This is a genomic window from Ruegeria sp. MALMAid1280 (assembly GCF_049195285.1).
Taxonomy (GTDB): Bacteria; Pseudomonadota; Alphaproteobacteria; order Rhodobacterales; family Rhodobacteraceae; genus Ruegeria.
On sequence record NZ_JBMIRT010000049.1, the window covers coordinates 116757 to 135497 of the forward strand.

Annotated in this window: 20 protein-coding genes; 11 read left to right on the plus strand and 9 right to left on the minus strand. The window is 60.3% G+C overall.

Annotation, left to right across the window (positions count from 1 at the left end):
- Positions 1-6: 6 nt before the first annotated feature.
- Together ACOQFT_RS12365 and ACOQFT_RS12370 are read right to left on the minus strand one after the other, a co-directional pair.
- Positions 7-2193: a molybdopterin cofactor-binding domain-containing protein gene (locus ACOQFT_RS12365; RefSeq protein ID WP_421598216.1), complete on the minus strand. Its 2187-nt coding sequence runs from the start codon at positions 2191-2193 to the stop codon at positions 7-9.
- Positions 2194-2196: 3 nt separating this feature from the next.
- Entirely contained in the window at positions 2197-2661 is a 465-nt protein-coding gene (locus ACOQFT_RS12370) for a (2Fe-2S)-binding protein (RefSeq protein ID WP_421598217.1), read from the minus strand.
- 140 nt (positions 2662-2801) lie between these two features.
- Here ACOQFT_RS12370 and ACOQFT_RS12375 point away from each other — a divergent pair, with 140 nt between their 5' ends.
- Positions 2802-3416, plus strand: a complete 615-nt coding sequence (locus tag ACOQFT_RS12375; protein WP_421598218.1) for a TetR/AcrR family transcriptional regulator — start codon at positions 2802-2804, stop codon at positions 3414-3416.
- 94 nt (positions 3417-3510) lie between these two features.
- On the opposite strand, the gene ACOQFT_RS12380 is transcribed toward ACOQFT_RS12375, so the two are convergent.
- Positions 3511-4305 carry a UvrD-helicase domain-containing protein gene (locus tag ACOQFT_RS12380; protein ID WP_421598219.1) on the minus strand — a complete coding sequence of 265 codons (795 nt, stop codon included), beginning with the start codon at positions 4303-4305 and terminating at the stop codon, positions 3511-3513.
- Here ACOQFT_RS12380 and dusA point away from each other — a divergent pair.
- Genes dusA through ACOQFT_RS12400 form a run of 4 tightly spaced genes read left to right on the plus strand, consistent with a single transcriptional unit; the run spans position 4259 to position 7650 of the window.
- A complete protein-coding gene (gene dusA / locus ACOQFT_RS12385; protein ID WP_421598220.1) occupies positions 4259-5254 on the plus strand; it encodes a tRNA dihydrouridine(20/20a) synthase DusA in 996 nt (331 codons plus the stop codon). The genes ACOQFT_RS12380 and dusA overlap by 47 nt on opposite strands.
- A 27-nt stretch (positions 5255-5281) precedes the next feature.
- On the plus strand, positions 5282-6106 hold the full coding sequence (locus tag ACOQFT_RS12390) for a sulfite exporter TauE/SafE family protein (protein ID WP_421598221.1): 825 nt from the start codon (positions 5282-5284) through the stop codon (positions 6104-6106).
- Positions 6103-6885 (plus strand): hypothetical protein, encoded by a 783-nt coding sequence (locus tag ACOQFT_RS12395; RefSeq protein ID WP_421598222.1) that lies wholly within the window; start codon positions 6103-6105, stop codon positions 6883-6885. The genes ACOQFT_RS12390 and ACOQFT_RS12395 overlap by 4 nt, the downstream gene beginning before the upstream one ends.
- A 36-nt stretch (positions 6886-6921) precedes the next feature.
- Positions 6922-7650, plus strand: a complete 729-nt coding sequence (locus ACOQFT_RS12400) for an STAS/SEC14 domain-containing protein (protein ID WP_421598223.1) — start codon at positions 6922-6924, stop codon at positions 7648-7650.
- A gap of 241 nt (positions 7651-7891) precedes the next feature.
- On the opposite strand, the gene ACOQFT_RS12405 is transcribed toward ACOQFT_RS12400, so the two are convergent.
- The 3 genes from ACOQFT_RS12405 to ccmI are packed head-to-tail and all read right to left on the minus strand — an operon-like array spanning position 7892 to position 9829.
- A complete protein-coding gene (locus ACOQFT_RS12405) occupies positions 7892-8125 on the minus strand; it encodes a DUF1289 domain-containing protein (protein WP_421598224.1) in 234 nt (77 codons plus the stop codon).
- Positions 8126-8141: 16 nt separating this feature from the next.
- A complete protein-coding gene (gene ruvX / locus ACOQFT_RS12410) occupies positions 8142-8606 on the minus strand; it encodes a Holliday junction resolvase RuvX (RefSeq protein ID WP_421598225.1) in 465 nt (154 codons plus the stop codon).
- Positions 8603-9829, minus strand: a complete 1227-nt coding sequence (gene ccmI / locus ACOQFT_RS12415) for a c-type cytochrome biogenesis protein CcmI (RefSeq protein ID WP_421598226.1) — start codon at positions 9827-9829, stop codon at positions 8603-8605. The genes ruvX and ccmI overlap by 4 nt, the downstream gene beginning before the upstream one ends.
- Before the next feature lie 195 nt (positions 9830-10024).
- Here ccmI and ACOQFT_RS12420 point away from each other — a divergent pair, with 195 nt between their 5' ends.
- From ACOQFT_RS12420 to ACOQFT_RS12435, 4 genes are all read left to right on the plus strand, one after another.
- Positions 10025-11269: a sarcosine oxidase subunit beta family protein gene (locus ACOQFT_RS12420; protein WP_421598227.1), complete on the plus strand. Its 1245-nt coding sequence runs from the start codon at positions 10025-10027 to the stop codon at positions 11267-11269.
- Positions 11270-11346: 77 nt separating this feature from the next.
- Complete coding sequence (locus ACOQFT_RS12425) at positions 11347-11676, plus strand: sarcosine oxidase subunit delta (RefSeq protein ID WP_421598228.1); 330 nt, start codon at positions 11347-11349, stop codon at positions 11674-11676.
- Positions 11677-11743: 67 nt separating this feature from the next.
- Entirely contained in the window at positions 11744-14773 is a 3030-nt protein-coding gene (locus ACOQFT_RS12430; RefSeq protein WP_421598229.1) for a sarcosine oxidase subunit alpha family protein, read from the plus strand.
- Complete coding sequence (locus ACOQFT_RS12435; protein WP_421598230.1) at positions 14766-15332, plus strand: sarcosine oxidase subunit gamma; 567 nt, start codon at positions 14766-14768, stop codon at positions 15330-15332. Before ACOQFT_RS12430 ends, ACOQFT_RS12435 begins: the two co-directional genes overlap by 8 nt.
- 47 nt (positions 15333-15379) lie before the next feature.
- Here ACOQFT_RS12435 and ACOQFT_RS12440 read toward each other — a convergent pair whose 3' ends face one another.
- Positions 15380-15775, minus strand: a complete 396-nt coding sequence (locus tag ACOQFT_RS12440; protein WP_421598231.1) for a hypothetical protein — start codon at positions 15773-15775, stop codon at positions 15380-15382.
- A 101-nt stretch (positions 15776-15876) separates the two neighbouring features.
- Positions 15877-16635, minus strand: a complete 759-nt coding sequence (locus ACOQFT_RS12445) for an FkbM family methyltransferase (RefSeq protein WP_421598232.1) — start codon at positions 16633-16635, stop codon at positions 15877-15879.
- Positions 16636-16735: 100 nt separating this feature from the next.
- Here ACOQFT_RS12445 and ACOQFT_RS12450 point away from each other — a divergent pair, with 100 nt between their 5' ends.
- Complete coding sequence (locus ACOQFT_RS12450) at positions 16736-17335, plus strand: superoxide dismutase (protein WP_068332099.1); 600 nt, start codon at positions 16736-16738, stop codon at positions 17333-17335.
- A gap of 329 nt (positions 17336-17664) precedes the next feature.
- The gene (locus ACOQFT_RS12455) at positions 17665-18114 is read left to right on the plus strand and encodes a host attachment family protein (RefSeq protein WP_421598233.1); all 450 of its coding nucleotides are present in this window, start codon (positions 17665-17667) and stop codon (positions 18112-18114) included.
- Positions 18115-18157: 43 nt separating this feature from the next.
- On the opposite strand, the gene ACOQFT_RS12460 is transcribed toward ACOQFT_RS12455, so the two are convergent.
- The gene (locus ACOQFT_RS12460) at positions 18158-18709 is read right to left on the minus strand and encodes a TIGR00730 family Rossman fold protein (RefSeq protein WP_421598234.1); all 552 of its coding nucleotides are present in this window, start codon (positions 18707-18709) and stop codon (positions 18158-18160) included.
- Between the last annotated feature and the right edge of the window lie 32 nt (positions 18710-18741).

Genomic DNA, 18741 nt, shown 5'->3' on the forward strand with positions numbered 1-18741 from the left:
AGGGCGTCAGGCGAAATTGACGCCGTTATCCGCCATCGGCAGCGCGGTCACCTTGACGCCCGATAGCGCCCGGATCGCATTGGCAAGGGCCGGGGCCGAGGGCGGCGTGCCGGGCTCGCCGACCCCGGTCGGCGCTTCGGCGGATGGTGCGATATGGACGTCGATCTCTGCGATATCACCGATGCGCAGGGGCTCGTAATCCGGGAAGTTGAACTGGTCCACGGCCCCTCCGGTCAGCGTGATCTGATTGCGCATGACGTGGCCGATACCATAGCCGATACCGCCCTCCATCTGCGCCCGCACCACGTCGGGGTTCACGGCAATGCCGCAATCCACAGCGCAGGTGACCTTTTCGATCTTGATGCCGTTTTCCGGATCACCCGAAACCTCGACAACCTCTGCGACGTATGACCCAAAGGATTTGTGCACCGCGATACCCTGCGCCCGACCTTCAGGTACGCTGCCCCAGCCGGCTTTTTCAGCGGCCAGTTTCAGCACGCCTGCTTTGCGTTGCTGATCCGCGTCGCTGGTGTCGGCCAGATGCGCCAGTCGGAACTCTACCGGATCGCGATTTGCGGCCTCGGCCACCAAGTCCATCATGGTCTCCATCGCATAGGCCGTGTGGGTATGCCCAACCGACCGCCACCACAGAACGGTGGTTGCCTTGGGCGTGTCGGTCAAACCAACCGCCATGCCGGGGATGGCATAGGGGCTGTCTGCAACACCTTCGACCGAGGTATGGTCGACGCCGTCATGCACGGTGAATGCCTCGAACGCCGTGCCCTTGGTGACCGGTTGGCCGGCGATCTGATGGTTCCACCCAACGATGTTGCCATCCGCATCCAGACCGACACGCACTTTGTGACCGAAGGCTGGTCGGTAGTATCCGCTGCGGATGTCATCCTCGCGCGTCCAGACCAGCTTGACCGGGCGCGAACGATCAGTGGCGACAAAGGCCAGCGCGGCCTCGACCTGATAATCCGCATCGGGGGTTGCGCGGCGACCGAACGAGCCTCCGGCAAGCATGGTCCTGATGTGGATTTTCTCGGGCGGCAGCTGGAATATCTGCTGATACGCCATATGCGGCCCGGTCGGCATCTGCGCGCCATCATGCAACACGATATCACCTTCGGCTGTCTGTTCGATGGTGCAGTTCAGCGGCTCCATCGGCGCGTGGGCCAGCAGAGGGAAGTAGAAGGTCTTTTCAACAACCTTGTCCGCCCCGTCGATAGCCGCCGACACCGCCGCCACATCCGCCTTGTTCACGTTATACGCGGGTTCTGCGTCCAGCGCGGCCATGATCTCGGCCTTGATCTGGTCCGAATCGCGGGTTTCAGAACCGGACATGTCCCATTCAACCTCAAGCGCGTCGCGCGCCTGGATCGCGGCCCAGGTGTTTTCGGCATAGACCGCCACGCCCGCCTGATTGGGCAGAACGGCGGCGTTGATATAGCCTTTGACCTCTTTTGACGCGCTGTCATCAAAGCCTTTCGCAATGCCACCCTTCGATTCCGGGCGCTTGATCATGGCAACCATCTGGTTCGGCAGGTGAACGTCCATAGCGTACATCGCCTGACCGTTGCCTTTGATCGCCGAGTCCTTGCGGCGCACGGCCTCATTGCCGATCAAGCGGAATTCGGACGGGTCCTTCAGGCGCGGCTCGGCCGGGGCTTGCATCTGAGACGCAGCGGCCACGAAGTCGGCAATCGGGGCCGACTGGTTGCCCGCCTTGACGATGCCTTCCTCGATGGTGATGCCGGATGCATCCACGCCCCAGCTTTGGGCGGCGGCGTTGATCAGCATCTCGCGCGCAGCGGCCCCGGCCTGACGGTATTGCAGCCACGAGTTTGCCATCGCGGTTGACCCGCCGGTGCCCTGGAAGGGACCAAACAGCAGGTTGTTATAGACATTCGGATCAGAGGGCGCGAATTCGTAGTCGATCTGATCCATGGTCAGGCCGATTTCCTCGGCGATCAGTGTCGGCAGACCGGTTGCAGGGCCCTGACCCTTTTCGAAATGCTTGACGATGGCGGTGACCGTGCCATCAGCATCAATCTTTACGAACGGGTTGAACTGAGCGGTCTCGGTCGATCCGGCAGCCAGCACGCCATCGGGGCGTGCGCCAATCAGCAGAACGGCACCGGCAGCAGTGGCACCTTTCAGAAACCCACGGCGAGAGGTGTTGATGGTCATGGATCAGGCCTCCAGAATCTCGGACGCGCGCTGGATACCGGCGCGAATGCGTTGATAAGTGGCGCAACGGCAGGCGTTGCCGGACATATAGCTGTCAATTTCCTCGACGCTCGGCTTCGGGTTTTCGGACAGCAGGCCAACGGCCGACATCACCTGACCCGACTGGCAGTAGCCGCACTGGACCACGTCCAGCTCGACCCAGGCCTGTTGGACGGCCGCGCCGATCTTTTCGTCTCCGACCGCTTCGATCGTGGTGACCTCGGCATCTTCGACGTCTTCGATAAAGGTCTGGCACGAGCGTACGGGCTCACCATTCAGATGCACCGTGCAGGCGCCGCAGGATGCAACACCGCAGCCGAATTTGGTTCCGGTCAGCTTAAGCTCATCCCGGATCACCCACAGCAGGGGGGTGCCGGGTTCGGCGTCAACCGTGTGGGTCTCGCCGTTCAGTTTCAAGGTCAAGGCCATGAGGGGACTCTCCATGTTGGGCTGGTTACCTGAGTCGGTAAACTGGCGGGTTTACGGTATGCGACGTTTTCGCCCGTGTAAACCCGTGGGTTTACCCAGTGTTTGACCTTGCTCTGTCAATGAGTCTATAGCTTTGAAACATGAGCGATTACTGCGCGCCGAAGGCGTCCAAACAGGCCCAGATCATCGAAGCTGCCGTAGCTGAATTCCAGGAAAAGGGATTCGCCGCCGCCAGCATGGACCGCATTTCCGCCCGCGCCGAAGTTTCCAAGCGTACGCTGTATAAGTATTTCGAAAGCAAGGAAAACCTGTTTCGCTCGATTGTGATCAAGCTGTCCAACCGGTTCGCCGCCGTGCACGATATCAGATACCAACCGGGCCGTGATATCCGCGAACAACTGACCGAACTGGCCTGGGCCGAGGGGCGGGTTCTGATGATGCCCGAGGTCATTGCCATGGCGCGAATGGTAATCAGCGAAACTTTGCGCAACCCCGAGATGGCGGCGGCAGCGCAGGGCAAGCTGGACAAGACACCGGCCTTTGTCTCCATGCTGAAAGACGCCGCAGATGACGGGCAATTGCAGATCGACGATCCGGAACGGGCCGGGCAGGAGTTCATCGGTCTGATCAAAGCCAAGGCTTTCTGGCCAATGATGTTCTCGGGTGGAATACTGAGCAAGCAGGACATGACCACCACCATCGAAAGCAGCGTCAACCTGATCCTCAGCCGCTACGGCGCACAGGTTTCAGATTAAGTGCCGGGTTGTCGGTCCAGACCTTTCATGTCGCCGAACCGATAATAGTCAACGCCAGAGCGCACGTAAACTTGCCGCGGCTATTTGATGAAATCTACCCGTCCACCCCGGTGCTGAGCAGCGAATGCTCATGTTCTTTTTCCTTGATTTCCCAGCCCCATTTTTCATGTTCTGCTAATATCCCGAGTTCGCCTTTGGCACGCTCAAGCCTCTTGCGATCGCCAATGATGACCCGTCGTTGAAGCGTGCGTAAGTCCTCTTTCTCAAGATTGTTGTAGAAGTCGTGTCTACGTTTGAAGTCCCATTCAGACTTCCCTTCCAGACGCGCAGACATGAACCAATGGAAAATTATCATTGAGACCAATGAGGCTTGACCAACAACCTCGATAAGGATGCGTTTTATCAAATCGAGGAACGCTGTGTTGTCGGTCGCGTGAGCAGCGAGAGCGGGCTTTCCGCCTTCGACTTGGCTGATTATGTCAAAGGCCAATGCATGGAACGTGCGAGTTTCCACAGGCTCTCCGCTGCGTGCTTCGATACGCTCTGACATTTCTGCCGCAGCATCTCGCGCAAAAGCAAGTAGGAGGATTTCGCTTGGTTGGCGTATACCAGCCTTGATCAAGTAGCCTGCTTTGGCAGTGATGACACTCGTCTTGAACGCGGCAGGCAGAGGGGTAATGCGACGGATCAGGAACCAACAGCATTCGGGCCGCTGTTTGTGTTCTTCGGATGTGCTACACCGTAGCACGCTCGAATCGAAAACCCCCGGAAATCCTCGGAAACACCGCGAAATCGGATGAAATCGTGCTAGACGACATTTAGATGTGAATGGAGTTAACGCTTTGAAAAATAACGCACAATATGCGGCGCGTTTAAGCGTGGCACCCATGATGGACTGGACCGATCGGCACTGCCGCTACGTGCACAGGCTGCTGAGTGGGCAGGCGTTGCTCTATACCGAAATGGTTACGGCTCCGGCGTTGGTGCGCGGTGGGGCGATGCATCTGCTCGATTACAGCCCGCAAGAGCACCCGCTTGCGCTGCAGCTTGGCGGCTCTGATCCGGAAGAGCTTGCGCAGGCGGCGCGGTTCGGGGCGGATTCGGGCTATGATGAGATCAACCTGAACTGCGGCTGCCCGTCGGACCGGGTGCAATCCGGCACGTTCGGGGCGGTGTTGATGAAAGATCCGGGCCGGGTGGCCGAATGCGTTGCTGCCATGCGTGCGGCGGTGGATGTCGAGGTCACCGTGAAATGCCGCATCGGCGTGGATGAACAAAATCCCAAAGAGGTGCTGCCCGCGTTTCTGGAACAGATCCGTGCCGCGGGGTGCCAACGGGTGACGATCCACGCGCGCAAGGCCTGGCTGCAGGGGCTCAGCCCGAAAGAGAATCGCGATATTCCGCCCTTGGACTATGATCTGGTGCACCGGATGAAGGCGGCATTTCCAGATATGCACATCTCGATCAATGGTGGTATTGCCTCGCTGGATGAGGCGCGAACGCATCTCGATGCGGGGCTGGACGGCGTCATGATCGGACGAGCTGCCTATCACCAACCGACCGATATTCTGGCCGCGGCTGACCCGGTGATTTTTGGAACCGGGCACGCGACCGACCCGATTGAAGTTGTTCAAAAAATGGTGCCCTATGTCGAACGTCACCTTGTCGATGGGGGACGCTTGCACCAGATCACCCGTCATATGCTGGGCCTGTTTGCCGGGCGCCCAGGTGCGCGGGCGTGGCGGCGGGCCCTGTCGGAAGGCGCGGTGCATGAGGGCGCTGGCCCCGAGGTGATGCTGCAGGCACTGGAGCGCGTGGCGCCTCTGGCCGAGGCCTGAACGAACGAAGATCGGTAAGGGGGAACGATGCCCGAGACGATGTTGCTGGCCCAGATGCTGGGCCTTTTGCTTGTGATCGGGGCGCTGGCCGGGGTGCTGGCCGGATTGCTGGGCGTGGGCGGTGGTATCGTGCTGGTGCCCGCGTTTTTCTATGCGTTCCAGACGCTTGGCTATGGTGGCCCGCAGCTGATGCAGCTATGTCTGGCGACTTCTCTGGCGACGATCATTGTGACCTCGATCAGATCCGTGCTGGCGCATAACAAGAGGGGCGCAGTGGATTGGGATATCCTGCGCGGCTGGGGGCCGGGGATTGCGTTGGGGGCAATTGTCGGAGTGCTGGTCGCCTCGGCGCTGCGGACCGAGGCGCTGCAGGCGCTGTTCGGCCTGCTGGGAATGGTCATCGGAGCCTATCTTGGGCTGGGCAAATCCGAATGGCGGCTGGGCGATGCCATGCCCAAGGGTGTGCGCCGCGCTGTGCTGTCGCCCTCGGTGGGGTTTCTGTCGGTGCTGATGGGGATCGGAGGCGGCAGTTTCGGGGTGCCGCTGATGAGCCTGTTCAACACGCCCATTCACCGGGCCGTCGCCACCGCAGCCGGGTTCGGCGTGATCATCGCGGTCCCGTCGGTGCTGGGCTTTCTGTTTCTGGATATCGCACCCGAACACCGCCCACCGCTAACCATCGGTGCGGTCAATCTGGTCGCCTTTGCGATCGTCGTCGCCATGACGATGATCACCGCGCCTTGGGGGGTGAAGCTGGCCCATGCCATGGACCCTAAACCGCTCAAACGCGTTTTTGCGGTGTTCCTGACACTGGTCGCCCTGAACATGCTACGAAAGGCGCTGGGACTGTGAGCGACTTTGACGATAAGGGTTGGATCAGATTCCCCTACGATCCGGTGCTGGCGGATTGGGTGAGGCACGCCTTGCCCGCGGCACGGGCGTCGGTCACCGACCCGGCCCATGCCGAATGGTTGGATTGCGAAGGCACGTGGTTCATCGGTGTGGACGCCCTGGACAACGACCCGCAAGGCCGGGTCGGGCAGTCAGGCGCGCTGTCCGGTGAGGCCATGGATTTCGTCATCCAACAGTACGGAGAACTGCCACTGCACAAGGGGCAGGTCTCGGTCATCTATCCCGGCTATCCGAAGCCTCGGCAAGGCGAAGGCGACAGTGCTGCGCGGTATCGACTGAAACGGGATGCCGCACATGTGGACGGGTTGCGGCCGATGGGGCCGGACCGTCGGCGGCGGGTGGATGAACCTCATGCCTGGATACTGGGTATTCCGCTGACCGAAGCCAGCGCGGATGCCGCCCCGATGGTGCTGTGGGAAGGCAGTCACAAGATCCTGCGCGCCGCGTTCGAGCGCGCGCTGGGCGGTCATCCTCGCGACGCCCTGCATCTGGTAGACGTAACCGATATCTATCAGGCCGCCCGCCGCGAGGTGTTTGAAACCTGTCCGCGCATCGAGCTGCCTGCCAAACCGGGCGAGGCCTATCTGCTGCACCGTCATTGCCTGCACGGGGTTGCACCATGGGGTAAGGGGGCCTCGGCCGGTCCGGATGGACGGATGATCGCCTATTTCCGCCCCGAATGCGCCGGGGGAGTAGCCGAATGGATCGAAACCGCCTAACGTCCTGCCATTGTTAAGGTTTGGAGGTTTTGCCCGATGATTATGGTTCACAGGAATTCCGACGGCGCGCTGCTCGAAGTTGAGCTGTCCGGCGAGGTGACCAGCAGCGATTACAGCGACATCCTAGTCCCAGCGATTGAGGCCGCGCTGGCTGAACATGAAACGGTACGCCTGCTTGCGGTCGTTCAGCCAGAGTTCAAAGGCTATGATCTGGGCGCGGCCTGGGCGGATACCAAGCTGGGCCTCAGCCATTGGCGCGGGTTCGACCGGATTGCCGTGGCGGCGGATCAGGGCTGGGTGCAGACCGGTATCCGCCTGGCCTCTCCGATCCTGCCATGCCCGGTGCAGGTTTTCGAACTGTCCGAACTTGAGGCCGCGCGCCGCTGGATGCGTGAATCTCTGGGCGCCATCCACGTGATCGATCTGGGCAGTCCCTGTGTTCAGGTCAGCCTGTTGGGCAAGCTGGACCCCGAAGAATATGCGCGGGCCGAACTGGATCTGGACAACCTGCTGGTGGGCAAAAGCGGATTTCGTTTGTTGGTTGATCTGCGCGAATTTGATGGCTGGCAGGGGCTTACGGCGCTGGCGTCGCATTTCCAACTGGTGCGCAAACATGTCGGGCTGCTGAACCGTGCGGCCATCGTTGGGGACAAAACCTGGCAGCACATCGCGCAGAAAGCGGCCAGCCATATTCTGGGAACCCGCACTCAGTTCTTTCCCTCGGAAGAGATCGATAACGCCAAATCCTGGCTGGCCGCCGGGTAGGGCTCTAGTGGGCGGCTTAAGCTGACGTGAGGGTAGGTTGGGTTATTCTTGATTGATCGTTCAAGAAAGGGTTAAGAAGGACCCGTTCTTCCGCCGTACCACTTCGGAGGAACGCAATTTCTGAAGCGCGCCGCTGTGGACTGCCACTCACTCACCACACGTGTTCGAACTTGGCCCCCTCGAAGTTCACACCAGCCTGCAGCGGCGCAGGTTCAGTTCAGGCTGATTTTCGGGAAATGGGTTACGTGTTGTTCATCCGCGCGGATCGACCACCGCGGCGCTTGGCCAGACGGGGCTTGCGCGAGGGCAGTTCGTCCATGATTTCTGCACGTTCGGCGCTGTCCATTTTGGACCAGCGCGAAATCTCGTCGATTGTGCGAAAACAACCGGTGCAGATACGCTCGGTCGGGTGCACGACACAGATCTGGACGCACGGGCTTTCGACCTCGTTCCTTTTCCAAACCACGTTTGTCATCGGCCCACTCCGTCCGTTACAGAAACCGCAGCCTGTCCAGCGCTCCTTGTAGAATATAGCCTGCGGCGACGTGATCGATAACCTCTCCGCGACGTTTTCGTGTCGTATCCGCCTCTAAAAGCGCCTTTTCGGCGGCAACGGTGCTGAGTCGTTCATCCCAATAGCCGATGGAAACCTCGGTCAGGCGGGACAGGTTGCGGGCAAAGGCGCGGGTCGATTGGCAGCGGGGGCCTTCGGTTCCGTCCATGTTTTTCGGCAGGCCGAGGATGACGCCGCCGATCTCGCGGTTGGCGATGATTTCAAGCAGGCGGGTGGAATCCAGCGTGAATTTCTTGCGCCGTACGGTTTCCAGAGGGCTGGCCACGCCGCGCATTCGGTCCGAGACCGCCACGCCAATGGTTTTTTCCCCCAGATCCAGCCCCATCAGCGCGGTCATCGGTGGCAGCGCGGTTGCGAAATCCTCGAACGCGTCGTGGATCATTGTGCGATCCCGGCCTGCATTGCGGCGGCGTCGATCAGTTCAATAGCCTCGGCGTTACCTGCAAAGACTTCCATCGCCTCGTTTTTGATATTGATGGCGCGTTGACCCTCGCCCAATACGCCAAGGGCTGCGATCAGGCGGGCCCATTCCTCGGGCGAGCCACCTTCGCTGGCAAGGCGTTCAGACAGTTGGTCGACCATACCCCTGATCATCTCTTGCCGCTCTTCGGGGGTCAGCGCGGCGGCGGCATCGACGTCATCCTGACTGGGTCCGGTGGCCGCGGGGGCGGGGATGTCCGGCGCGTTGAAAACGCCCGCCCGGAATGCCAGCTCGTCCAGTTGCGCGCGGATGGCACCCGCCCACGGCGCACCGGCCGGGGCGTCGCGCAGGGCATCGACCCAGATTCGGTATCCAACGTCGGGGCGTCCGATTTGAACCATCATCTGCCCCAGGTAATACTGCGCCGGGCCATGGCGCGGGTCGTGCTGAAGCGCCTGCTTCAAGGCCTCTTCTGCCTCGGGTGAGACATAGCCACCTGCGGACAGGATCATCATCTCGGCCAGATGCGAATAGGCATCGGCAGGGGCCGCATCGCCTGACAGTTCTATGACGCGCTGCTGCGCTTTGTAGGCGGCCTTGAAATTGCCCGCGTTTGCCTCGTGCTGCGCCAGCAGGATGTGGCCTTGCAGATCGTCCGGACGTTCTGCAACAGTATCGCGCAACTGCGCCAAAAGATTGGCGTAACTCTCATCCAATTGCGGTGCCTCGGCGGGCTGCGCCGCGGCTTCGGCTTCGGTCTGACTGGGGCGCTCGGCACGCAGGGCTTCGGCCTGCTCCTTGCGCAGCGACAGGGGTTGATCCGGAAGCCCGGCGGCCCCCATCTGACGGTACAATTGAGCCCCGCCGCCAACCACGATCGCAGCGATTACGACAAAAGCGGCAATAGTGGCCCACATCGGCGCCCCGGCCTGTTTGGTCCCGGCCTGAATCTGCGCGTCGGCGGCCAGAATGCGGCGTGATATCTCTGTGCGGACCCGCTCAGCGTCGGCCTCGCCGATCACTCCGCGCGCCAGATCCTTGTCGACGCCGGCCAACTGCTCGCGATAGACGCGCAGATCATAGGCTGCGGCAGGCTCGCGCGTTTTGCGACCACGCAACAACGAAAGGCCCAGGATCAGCGCCGTCAGCAGCGCGGTTAGGATAGTGACGACCAGGAACGACATGGTATCTCCGATATGGCTGCCCTGACTTAGACCTCTCGGCAGGGCGAAAAAAGGGGCAAATGGCCGCGCGAGGACGTCTTGTCGCAATAATCGGGCGGATGTCGCAATAGTTCTATATTGTGGCGTTGCGTGGCAGGGCTAAACTGTCTGCACGCGGCATACCTGCGCCAATCACCGAACCGGATGGATTCGCTCATGAAACACTACTCAGCCTTTGCTGTGGCGCGGGAGGCCCTGCGCTATCACACCGGGTGGGAGCGCGCGTGGCGCTCGCCCGAACCCAAGAAACGCTATGACGTCATCATCATCGGCGCTGGCGGACATGGTCTGGCGACCGCCTATTACCTTGGCAAGAACTATGGCATCCAAAACGTCGCTGTCATCGAAAAAGGCTGGCTGGGTGGTGGTAACACCGGTCGGAACACGACCATCATCCGGTCGAATTACCTGCAGGACCCGTCGGCGGCGATCTATGAAAAGGCACGTGGCCTTTATGAAGATCTGAGCCAGGACCTGAACTACAACGTCATGTTCAGCCCGCGCGGTGTGATCATGCTGGCGCAGACCCAGCACGAAATCCGCGGCTATCAGCGCACGGCGCATGCCAACGCTTTGCAGGGCGTGAAAACCGAATGGATCGGCCCTGAGCGCGTAAAACAGCTGGTGCCTATCATCAATCTGGATGGCCCGCGCTATCCGGTTCTGGGCGGTCTCTGGCAGGAACGTGGTGGCACTGCGCGTCACGACGCCGTGGCCTGGGGGTATGCGCGCGCGTGTTCGGCCATGGGTATGGATATCATCCAGCAGTGCGAAGTCACCGGCGTACGCTCGGAAAACGGTCGCGTTGTCGGTGTAGACACCACCAAAGGTGCCATCGACTGTGACAAGCTGGGCATCGTCGTCGCGGGCCACTCCGGTCAACTTGCCGAGATGGCGGGCTTCCGTCTGCCGCTTGAGGCCGTGGCCCTGCAGGCGCTGGTTTCCGAGCCGATCAAACCCTGCATGGACGTGGTCGTCATGGCCAACACCGTGCACGGTTACATGTCTCAGTCCGACAAGGGCGAGATGGTGATCGGCGGCGGTACGGACGCCTACAACAACTTCACCCAGCGCGGCTCGTTCCACCATATCGAGGAAACGGTGCGTGCACTGGTCGAGACCTTCCCGATGATCTCGCGCCTGAAGATGCTGCGCCAGTGGGGCGGTATCGTGGACATGACCGGCGACCGCTCGCCCATCCTGTCGACGACGCCTCTGGGCAACTGCTTCATCAACTGCGGATGGGGCACCGGTGGCTTCAAGGCGATCCCGGGGTCCGGCTGGGGCATGGCGCAGCTGATGGCCACAGGCCATTCACCGCTGACCGAGGCCTTCACGATGGACCGGTTCAAAGAGGGCCGCTTCATCGACGAAAGCGTTGCCGCCGGGGTGGCGCACTAAGGGCTCTGCCCGAAGTCGCCCGCTAACAGAATTCTGGTCGGCCACCGCGCCGACCGACCGCCAAAAAGGATGACCATATGCTGATCCTGAATTGCCCCTATTGCGGCGTCGACGCCGAGGAAACCGAACTGGCCGCTGGTGGCGAAGCGCATCTGAAGCGTTTCGGTCCGGGCTCGTCGGATGACGATTTCCACGACTATCTGTTCATGCGTGAAAACCCCAAAGGTGTTCACCTTGAACGCTGGCGCCATGTGAATGGCTGCGGCAAGTGGTTCCACGCCGCCCGCTGCACGAACACGCTGGAAGTGTTCGGCACGTATTCGGCCCAAACCTCTGAGCCGCCACAAGAGATCAAGGACGCCATCACCGCCAAACGTCCGGGATGGACATGGAGAGAGTTCTCCTGATGCTTCATCTTTTCAAAAATACTCCCGCCGGAGGCTCCGACGTCTCCACCTGCGAAAGGTCCGCAACATGAGCACCCGTCTCGCAAAACAGGGCCGGCTGATTAACCGGTCGAAACAGGTCACCTTTACCTTCAACGGCACCTCGATGCAGGGGTACGAGGGCGACACGCTCGCCTCGGCCCTGCTGGCCAACGATCAGATGATGGTGGGCCGGTCGTTCAAATATCACCGTCCGCGCGGCGTTGTCGCCAGCGGCGCCGAAGAGCCGAACGCTCTGGTCGGTCTGGGGCAGGGCAACCGGTTCGAGCCGAACCAGCGCACCACCACGACCGAGCTGTTCAACGGCCTGACCGCGATCTCGCAGAACCACTGGCCGAACCTCGAATTCGACATCGGCGCGGTGAACACTGCGTTTGCGCGCTTCCTGCCGGCCGGTTTCTACTACAAGACGTTCATCCATCCGAAACCGTTCTGGAAACACGTCTACGAGCCGTTCATCCGTCAGTCCGCCGGTCTGGGTAAAGCGCCCGACAAGGACAGCCGTGACGCGGACACCTACGAACACTTCTATGCCTTCACCGATGTGCTGGTGATCGGCGGCGGTGTCGCTGGCTTGCAGGCCGCGAAAGTTGCCGCGCAATCCGGTGCCAAGGTCATGCTGATCGAGCAGACCGCGCATTTGGGCGGCCGCGCGCCGGTTGATGGCGGAACCGTTGATGGCGGGCCTGTGGATAAGTTCGTGGAACAATTGGTTTCCGAGCTTGAAGCAATGGACAACGTCACCCTGCGCATCCGCTGCATGGGTGCAGGCGTCTATGATCACGGCTATGTGCTGGGGTATGAGCGCCTGACCGACCACACTCCGGGCGTGCAAGGACCACGTCACCGCCTGTGGCGCATCCGCGCGAAACAGGTTGTGACCGCCACAGGTGCGATCGAACGTCCGCTGTCCTTCGCAGGCAACGATGTGCCCGGCGTGATGCTGGCCTCGGCCATGCGTGATTACGTGGTGAACTGGGGCGTGACCCCGGGCGAGCGCGTGATCGTCGCCACCAACAACGACGACGCCTACCGCACCGCGATCATCCTGAAACAGGCCGGTGTAGACGTTCTGCGTATCGTTGACGCACGGGCCGCGGCTGGCCCTCTGGCCGAAGAGGCGCGTCAGCTTGGCATCCAGGTCGATCCGGGCAAAGCCATCGCCAAGGTCAAGGGTGGCAAGCGCGTCAAGAAGGTCGCGCTGTGCAATCAGGAAGGCATTGGCGGCGCTCGCGAAGAAGTTGAATGCGATGCGGTTGCCATGTCGGGTGGCTGGTCTCCGGTCGTGCACATGTGGTCGCATTGCGGCGGCAAGCTGATCTGGGATGAGGCGAACGCCCATTTCCGTCCCGACCCCGAACGTCCGCCGCTGGGCGCGAATGGCGAAGGCTTTGTGGTCGCCGCCGGTTCAGCCAACGGTCCGCTGGCGCTGGGCGATGTGCTGGCCGACGCGCAGACCGCGGGTGAAGCTGCCGCCAACGGCGCGGGTTTCAAACCCAAAACGGCTGAGGCTCCGAAAGGCGAAACCACGACCGAGGCGGCGATGGAGCCGGTCTGGCTGATGCCGTCCAATGCCGAGGTCAGCCTGCGTATGAAGTCCTGGCTGGACTTCCAGAACGACGTCAAAGTTTCCGACGTCCAACTGGCTGCGCGCGAAGGCTATGAAAGCGTCGAACACACCAAGCGTTATACCACGCTGGGGATGGCGACTGATCAGGGTAAACTGAGCAACATCAACGGCTTGGCTATCCTTGCTGATGCGCTGGACGCGGAAATTCCCAAGGTCGGCACCACCACGTTCCGCCCGCCCTATACACCCATTTCCCTGGCGTCGATCGGTGGTGAGGCGCGTGGTGAGGTGTTCCAGCCGATCCGCCAGACGCCGATGCACGATTGGCACGACAAGAACGGCGCCGATTGGGAGCCGGTCGGCCACTGGCGCCGGACCTATGCCTATGTCCGTCCCGGTGAATCCGTGCATGACGCCGTGAACCGCGAGGTGAAGAACACCCGTGAAAACCTCGGCCTGCTGGACGCTTCGACGCTGGGCAAGCTGATCGTCAAAGGCCCGGATGCCGGTAAGTTCCTGGACATGCTGTACACCAACATGATGTCCACGCTGAAGGTCGGCAAATGCCGCTATGGCCTGATGTGTTCGGAAAACGGCTTCCTGATCGACGACGGCGTTGTTGCCCGCATCGACGAGGACACCTGGCTGTGCCATACAACCACCGGCGGAGCAGAACGCATCCACGCCCATATGGAAGAGTGGCTGCAGACCGAGTGGTGGGACTGGAAAGTCTATGTCGCCAATGTGACCGAGCAATACGCTCAGGTCGCCGTGGTCGGTCCCAACGCTCGCAAGGTGCTGGAGAAGCTGAACGCGCAGGCTGGCGGCGGCATGGATCTGTCGAAAGAGGCGCTGCCCTTCATGGAATGGCGCGACGGCAAGATCGGTGAGTTCGATGCGCGGGCTTACCGCATCTCGTTCTCGGGTGAGTTGTCCTATGAGATCGCGGTTCCCGCATCTCAGGGTCAGGCCTTCTGGGATGCGCTGATCGCGGCGGGGCAGGAGTTCGGCGTGATGCCATACGGCACCGAATGTCTGCACATCCTGCGGGCCGAGAAGGGCTTTATCATGATCGGGGACGAGACCGACGGCACCGTGATCCCGCAGGATCTGGGGCTGCACTGGGCGCTCTCGAAAAAGAAAGAGGACTACCTCGGCAAACGCGCCCACACGCGCACCCATATGGCCGATCCGGAACGTTGGAAACTGGTGGGTCTCGAGACTGTGGATGGTTCCGTCATTCCCGACGGCGCCTACGCAGTGGGCGAGGGCGTCAACGCCAACGGTCAGCGCAACATGATCGGGCGGGTGACCTCAACCTACTATTCGGCCAACCTGGGCAAAGGCATCGCAATGGGCCTGATCAAACACGGTCCCGACCGCATGGGCGAGATCGTCGAGTTCCCGGGCACCGACGGTAAAATCTTCAAAGCCAAGATCGTGGACCCGATCTTCTTCGATAAAGACGGGGAGAAGCAGAATGTCTGAACCCATCAGCGCACTGAACCACGCCAGCTATGACGGCATCGCCAAGGTCGAGGAATGCGGCCTGCAGGGTATGATCACCCTGCGCGGCGACCTGTCCGACAAAGTGCTGGCCAAGGCCGTCAAAGACGCCACCGGGCAGAACGTGCCCGGTCAGCGCGAAGCTCTGGTCAACGGTGATACTGGCGTCTGCTGGATGTCCACCGATGAGCTTCTGGTGCTTGTGCCTTACGCCGAGGTCGAGGCCAAGCTGGCCGCGATGACCAACGCGCTCAGCGGCACACACGCGCTGGTCGTCAATGTTTCGGACGCGCGGGCCGTGTTCCGCATCTCAGGCGCAAGCGCGCGTGAGGTGATGGGCAAGGTGTCGCCGGTTGACCTGTCGGCCGAGGCGTTCCAGCCCGGCCAGATCCGCCGCTCACGTCTGGCGCAGGTGGCGGGTGCGTTCTGGATGGACGATGCCGAAACCTTCCGCGTGGTCTGTTTCCGATCAGCTGCAGACTACGCGTTCAAACTGCTGAAGGTTGCGGCGCAGCCGGGCAGTGAGGTCGGGGTTTACTGACCCTTATTCAGATAAAAAAACCCGTCCAAGACGGGTTTTTTTACGTTTCATTTTTTTATCACTGTGCAGGAGCCTTGCCCGCTCGGCTTGTTGATGAAGTTGGCGTTTACCCAATTGCCTCGCAATTTCACGGTGTTGTTTGTCGGATCAATTCGTGCCGTATAATTGATACGAACTTGTTGGCCGCTGAATTCCCTCAATTCGACCCGCCAGTCCAATCGGTACCGTTTCTTTCTGTCGACCTTGAGCTTTGCCTTTTGGAAGTCGTTGTGATTGCTTGCTGTTTCGGCAACTCCGTGGTCCGGATCTACAACAAACACATACCGTGGAGCGACCCAACCGCTTCCATCGCGATCCCTCACTGCACAATCATAGGTAATTGTTTCTGCAAATGCAGACTGTGCACCCATAGCCAGAAAAAGAGCAAAAATAGTACGTTTCATGGTTCCTATCTATTCCAATTGTTTTTCGATCACTCAGCAGATCGCTTTGCTATTTGCAATGGGAAGTTCGCGCAATAGACGAAAAAGGAAACGCTGTGATTTCAAACTAGCAACAGAGTTTGGTACTTCATTAATCCATTCTGGCTTAAAAGATGGGTTGTCTCTACCGGCTGCGCCCTTTCATCCAGAATATTTGAATAGAACCCGAGCTGCTTGATGAGTTTTTCTGTCTTCTGAAGCCGATCGGCTTCAGTCAACAAGGGTGAATGCAAGGAAAGAAGCAAGGCCGGTCGATGTTTTTGCAAAAAGGGCAATAGTGTTGGCAACACAAAAAACTCCGCCCCCTCGATATCCATCTTGACCAGAGACACTCCGGACAGATTATTCACAGCTTCGAACTGATCCCAGGCAACTGTCAAAGCATCGGATCCATGCGCGCCGTCATGCAGCAGGGAACTGGTGGAATCGCCCGGCTCTCCGCGGACCGAGGCCATGCGGGCCACGCCGAACTGATCCGACAGGGCCACGCCAAAGGCCGAGACGTTGCGGATGTCGTTCAGGTCCAGATTCCACGCCAGATGCCGGAACGCGGTCGGGTCGGGTTCGAAACACCAGACATGGCGGGCCCTGCGGGCACCATACAGAACCGTGGGGCCGATCCAGGCGCCGATATCCAGATAATCGCTGTCTGGTGCCAGGTATTTGTCGAGCACGGCGAAAGTTTCCGGCTCCCACGCACCGACAGAAGCCTTGCGCCAGAATTTCGAATGATAGGGGTCCAGCCGAAACGGCTCTCCGTTCAGGTTTCCCGCATAGTATCCGCGGGCGCGGTAGAACATCTTGCGCGCCTGTGTCAGCATCGCGGGCCTCCGGGTTTTCTTGCCTCGCCCCTTGACCTGCGGCGCTTGCCAAAGCATTTAACGCTTAGGAACCGCAACTTATATTTAACAGGGGGCCGACATGGCTTTTGAACTTCCTGATCTTCCTTATGCACATGACGCGCTGGCAGCCAAGGGTATGTCCGCGGAAACGCTGGAATATCACCACGACCTGCACCACAAGGCCTATGTCGACAACGGCAACAAGCTGATTGCCGGCACCGAGTGGGACGGCAAGTCGCTGGAAGAGATCATCGTTGGCACCTACGACAAGTCCGCTGTTGCGCAGAACGGCATCTTCAACAACATCAGCCAGCTGTGGAACCACAATCAGTTCTGGGAAATGATGGGCCCCGGCGACAACGCCATGCCCGGTGAGTTGGAAAAGGCTCTGACCGAAAGCTTCGGCTCGGTTGACGAATTCAAATCGCAGTTCAGCGCCGCTGGTGCCGGTCAGTTCGGTTCGGGCTGGGCGTGGCTGGTCAAGAATGCCGACGGTTCGCTGGCGGTGACCAAGACCGAGAACGGTGTGAACCCGCTGTGCTTCAACCAGACCGCGCTACTGGGTTGCGACGTGTGGGAACACTCGTACTACATCGATTTCCGCAACAAGCGCCCGGCATACCTGTCGAACTTCCTCGACAACCTGGTGAACTGGGAAAACGTTGCATCGCGGATGTAAGTCTTTGACCCGATCAGGGTTCAGCAAGGGCCTGCTGGCGGTAACGCTGGCAGGCCTTTTTGCTTCTGGGTACGGGTATTTCTGATCGCAGGCCGAAACCTCGGGATGCACGCCAGTCTGACAGGAGAGAATCCGCCGATTAATAAAGTTTCATCCTGAGACGGGATTGCACCCAGCTCCGCAGTGTTTACCTTAGGTGAGGCGGAGGGAGAGACCGCCAATCAACTGAAACACAGTCAGGCAACGCGTCGGATCGCTCTGGTCGCGTCACGGTAAACCTTTGCCTGATGGATGAGGATGGCCGTAACAGCCACTACAAGGAGAGCACGATGGTCGCACTTGAGCAGGGAACCTGGGTTGTCATTGCGGATGGGGAAAAGGCGTTGTTTGTCGAAAACATCACCGATGCCGAAGACCCCAATCTGGTTGTTGTCTCAGTCGAGGAGCAGGATGCAACTGCAGGCCCGACCGATCGAGCAGGGCGGCGTTTCGATTCCGGGCCGAACCAGAAATCGGCGGTTGAAGAGCCGAACTGGAAAACCCATGCGAAATCCCTGTTTGTTCAGGATGTTGCCAATCTACTGAACCGCAAGGGGCTGAAGGGCGCGTTCAACCGTCTGGTTCTGGTCGCCAGCCCGCATGTTCTGGGCCTGCTGCGCCGCCGTCTGCACAGCGAGGTGCTGGCCAAGGTCGTGGCTGAGGTCGACAAGACCCTGACCAACCACCCCATTCACAAGGTTGAAAAGCTGCTGACCAGCCGCCTGAGCCCGACCACTTAAGCGATGTCACCACAACGGGCGGTCCGGAACCGCCCGTTCCCCGTCAGGTTAGGTAATCGCGCAGGGTGGACATTGCGTCTGCCGGGTCATTGACCCAGGTGATGAAATTCGCCAGCGAGCCGTCGGCGAACCCTTGGCCGATGACCTGCTGCAACAGGTCGTGCAGCGCATTCCAGTAGCCGTCCACATTCATTACCAGAATGGGCTTTTCGTGCAGGCCCAGTTGGCGCCATGTCAGGGCTTCGAACAACTCGTCCAGGGATCCCGGACCGCCGGGCAGGACAACCACCGCATCCGCATTCATGATCATCACCTTTTTCCGTTCGTGCATCGTCTCGGTGATCACGAAACGGGTCAGGTCGGTCTTGCCGACCTCGCGCCGCAGCAGGTGGACCGGGATCACGCCGAACGTGTCGCCTCCGGCGGATTGGGCGGCGCGGGCGACCTCTCCCATCAGGCCAACATCCCCGGCGCCATAGACCAGACGCCAGCCTTCCTGCGCCAGTAGGGTGCCAAAGGTTTTGGCGGCGTCCGAATAGGCGGAATTGGCGCCGTTGCGTGACCCGCAATACACACAAACAGATTTCTGAGTCATCGTGAACGCTCTCCGGGGTTGTACCTGAGGTT

Coding starts and splice junctions, on each gene's coding strand:
- ACOQFT_RS12450 (WP_068332099.1), top strand. CDS start 16,736: ATGGCTTTTGAACTTCCTGATCTTCCTTATGCACATGACGCGCTGGCA.
- ACOQFT_RS12365 (WP_421598216.1), bottom strand. CDS start 2,193: ATGACCATCAACACCTCTCGCCGTGGGTTTCTGAAAGGTGCCACTGCT.
- ACOQFT_RS12370 (WP_421598217.1), bottom strand. CDS start 2,661: ATGGCCTTGACCTTGAAACTGAACGGCGAGACCCACACGGTTGACGCC.
- ACOQFT_RS12380 (WP_421598219.1), bottom strand. CDS start 4,305: ATGGGTGCCACGCTTAAACGCGCCGCATATTGTGCGTTATTTTTCAAA.
- ACOQFT_RS12460 (WP_421598234.1), bottom strand. CDS start 18,709: ATGACTCAGAAATCTGTTTGTGTGTATTGCGGGTCACGCAACGGCGCC.
- ruvX (WP_421598225.1), bottom strand. CDS start 8,606: ATGATCCACGACGCGTTCGAGGATTTCGCAACCGCGCTGCCACCGATG.
- ACOQFT_RS12425 (WP_421598228.1), top strand. CDS start 11,347: ATGCTGATCCTGAATTGCCCCTATTGCGGCGTCGACGCCGAGGAAACC.
- ACOQFT_RS12375 (WP_421598218.1), top strand. CDS start 2,802: ATGAGCGATTACTGCGCGCCGAAGGCGTCCAAACAGGCCCAGATCATC.
- ccmI (WP_421598226.1), bottom strand. CDS start 9,829: ATGTCGTTCCTGGTCGTCACTATCCTAACCGCGCTGCTGACGGCGCTG.
- ACOQFT_RS12405 (WP_421598224.1), bottom strand. CDS start 8,125: ATGACAAACGTGGTTTGGAAAAGGAACGAGGTCGAAAGCCCGTGCGTC.
- ACOQFT_RS12445 (WP_421598232.1), bottom strand. CDS start 16,635: ATGCTGACACAGGCGCGCAAGATGTTCTACCGCGCCCGCGGATACTAT.
- ACOQFT_RS12390 (WP_421598221.1), top strand. CDS start 5,282: ATGCCCGAGACGATGTTGCTGGCCCAGATGCTGGGCCTTTTGCTTGTG.
- ACOQFT_RS12440 (WP_421598231.1), bottom strand. CDS start 15,775: ATGAAACGTACTATTTTTGCTCTTTTTCTGGCTATGGGTGCACAGTCT.
- ACOQFT_RS12400 (WP_421598223.1), top strand. CDS start 6,922: ATGATTATGGTTCACAGGAATTCCGACGGCGCGCTGCTCGAAGTTGAG.
- ACOQFT_RS12455 (WP_421598233.1), top strand. CDS start 17,665: ATGGTCGCACTTGAGCAGGGAACCTGGGTTGTCATTGCGGATGGGGAA.
- ACOQFT_RS12430 (WP_421598229.1), top strand. CDS start 11,744: ATGAGCACCCGTCTCGCAAAACAGGGCCGGCTGATTAACCGGTCGAAA.
- ACOQFT_RS12420 (WP_421598227.1), top strand. CDS start 10,025: ATGAAACACTACTCAGCCTTTGCTGTGGCGCGGGAGGCCCTGCGCTAT.
- ACOQFT_RS12435 (WP_421598230.1), top strand. CDS start 14,766: ATGTCTGAACCCATCAGCGCACTGAACCACGCCAGCTATGACGGCATC.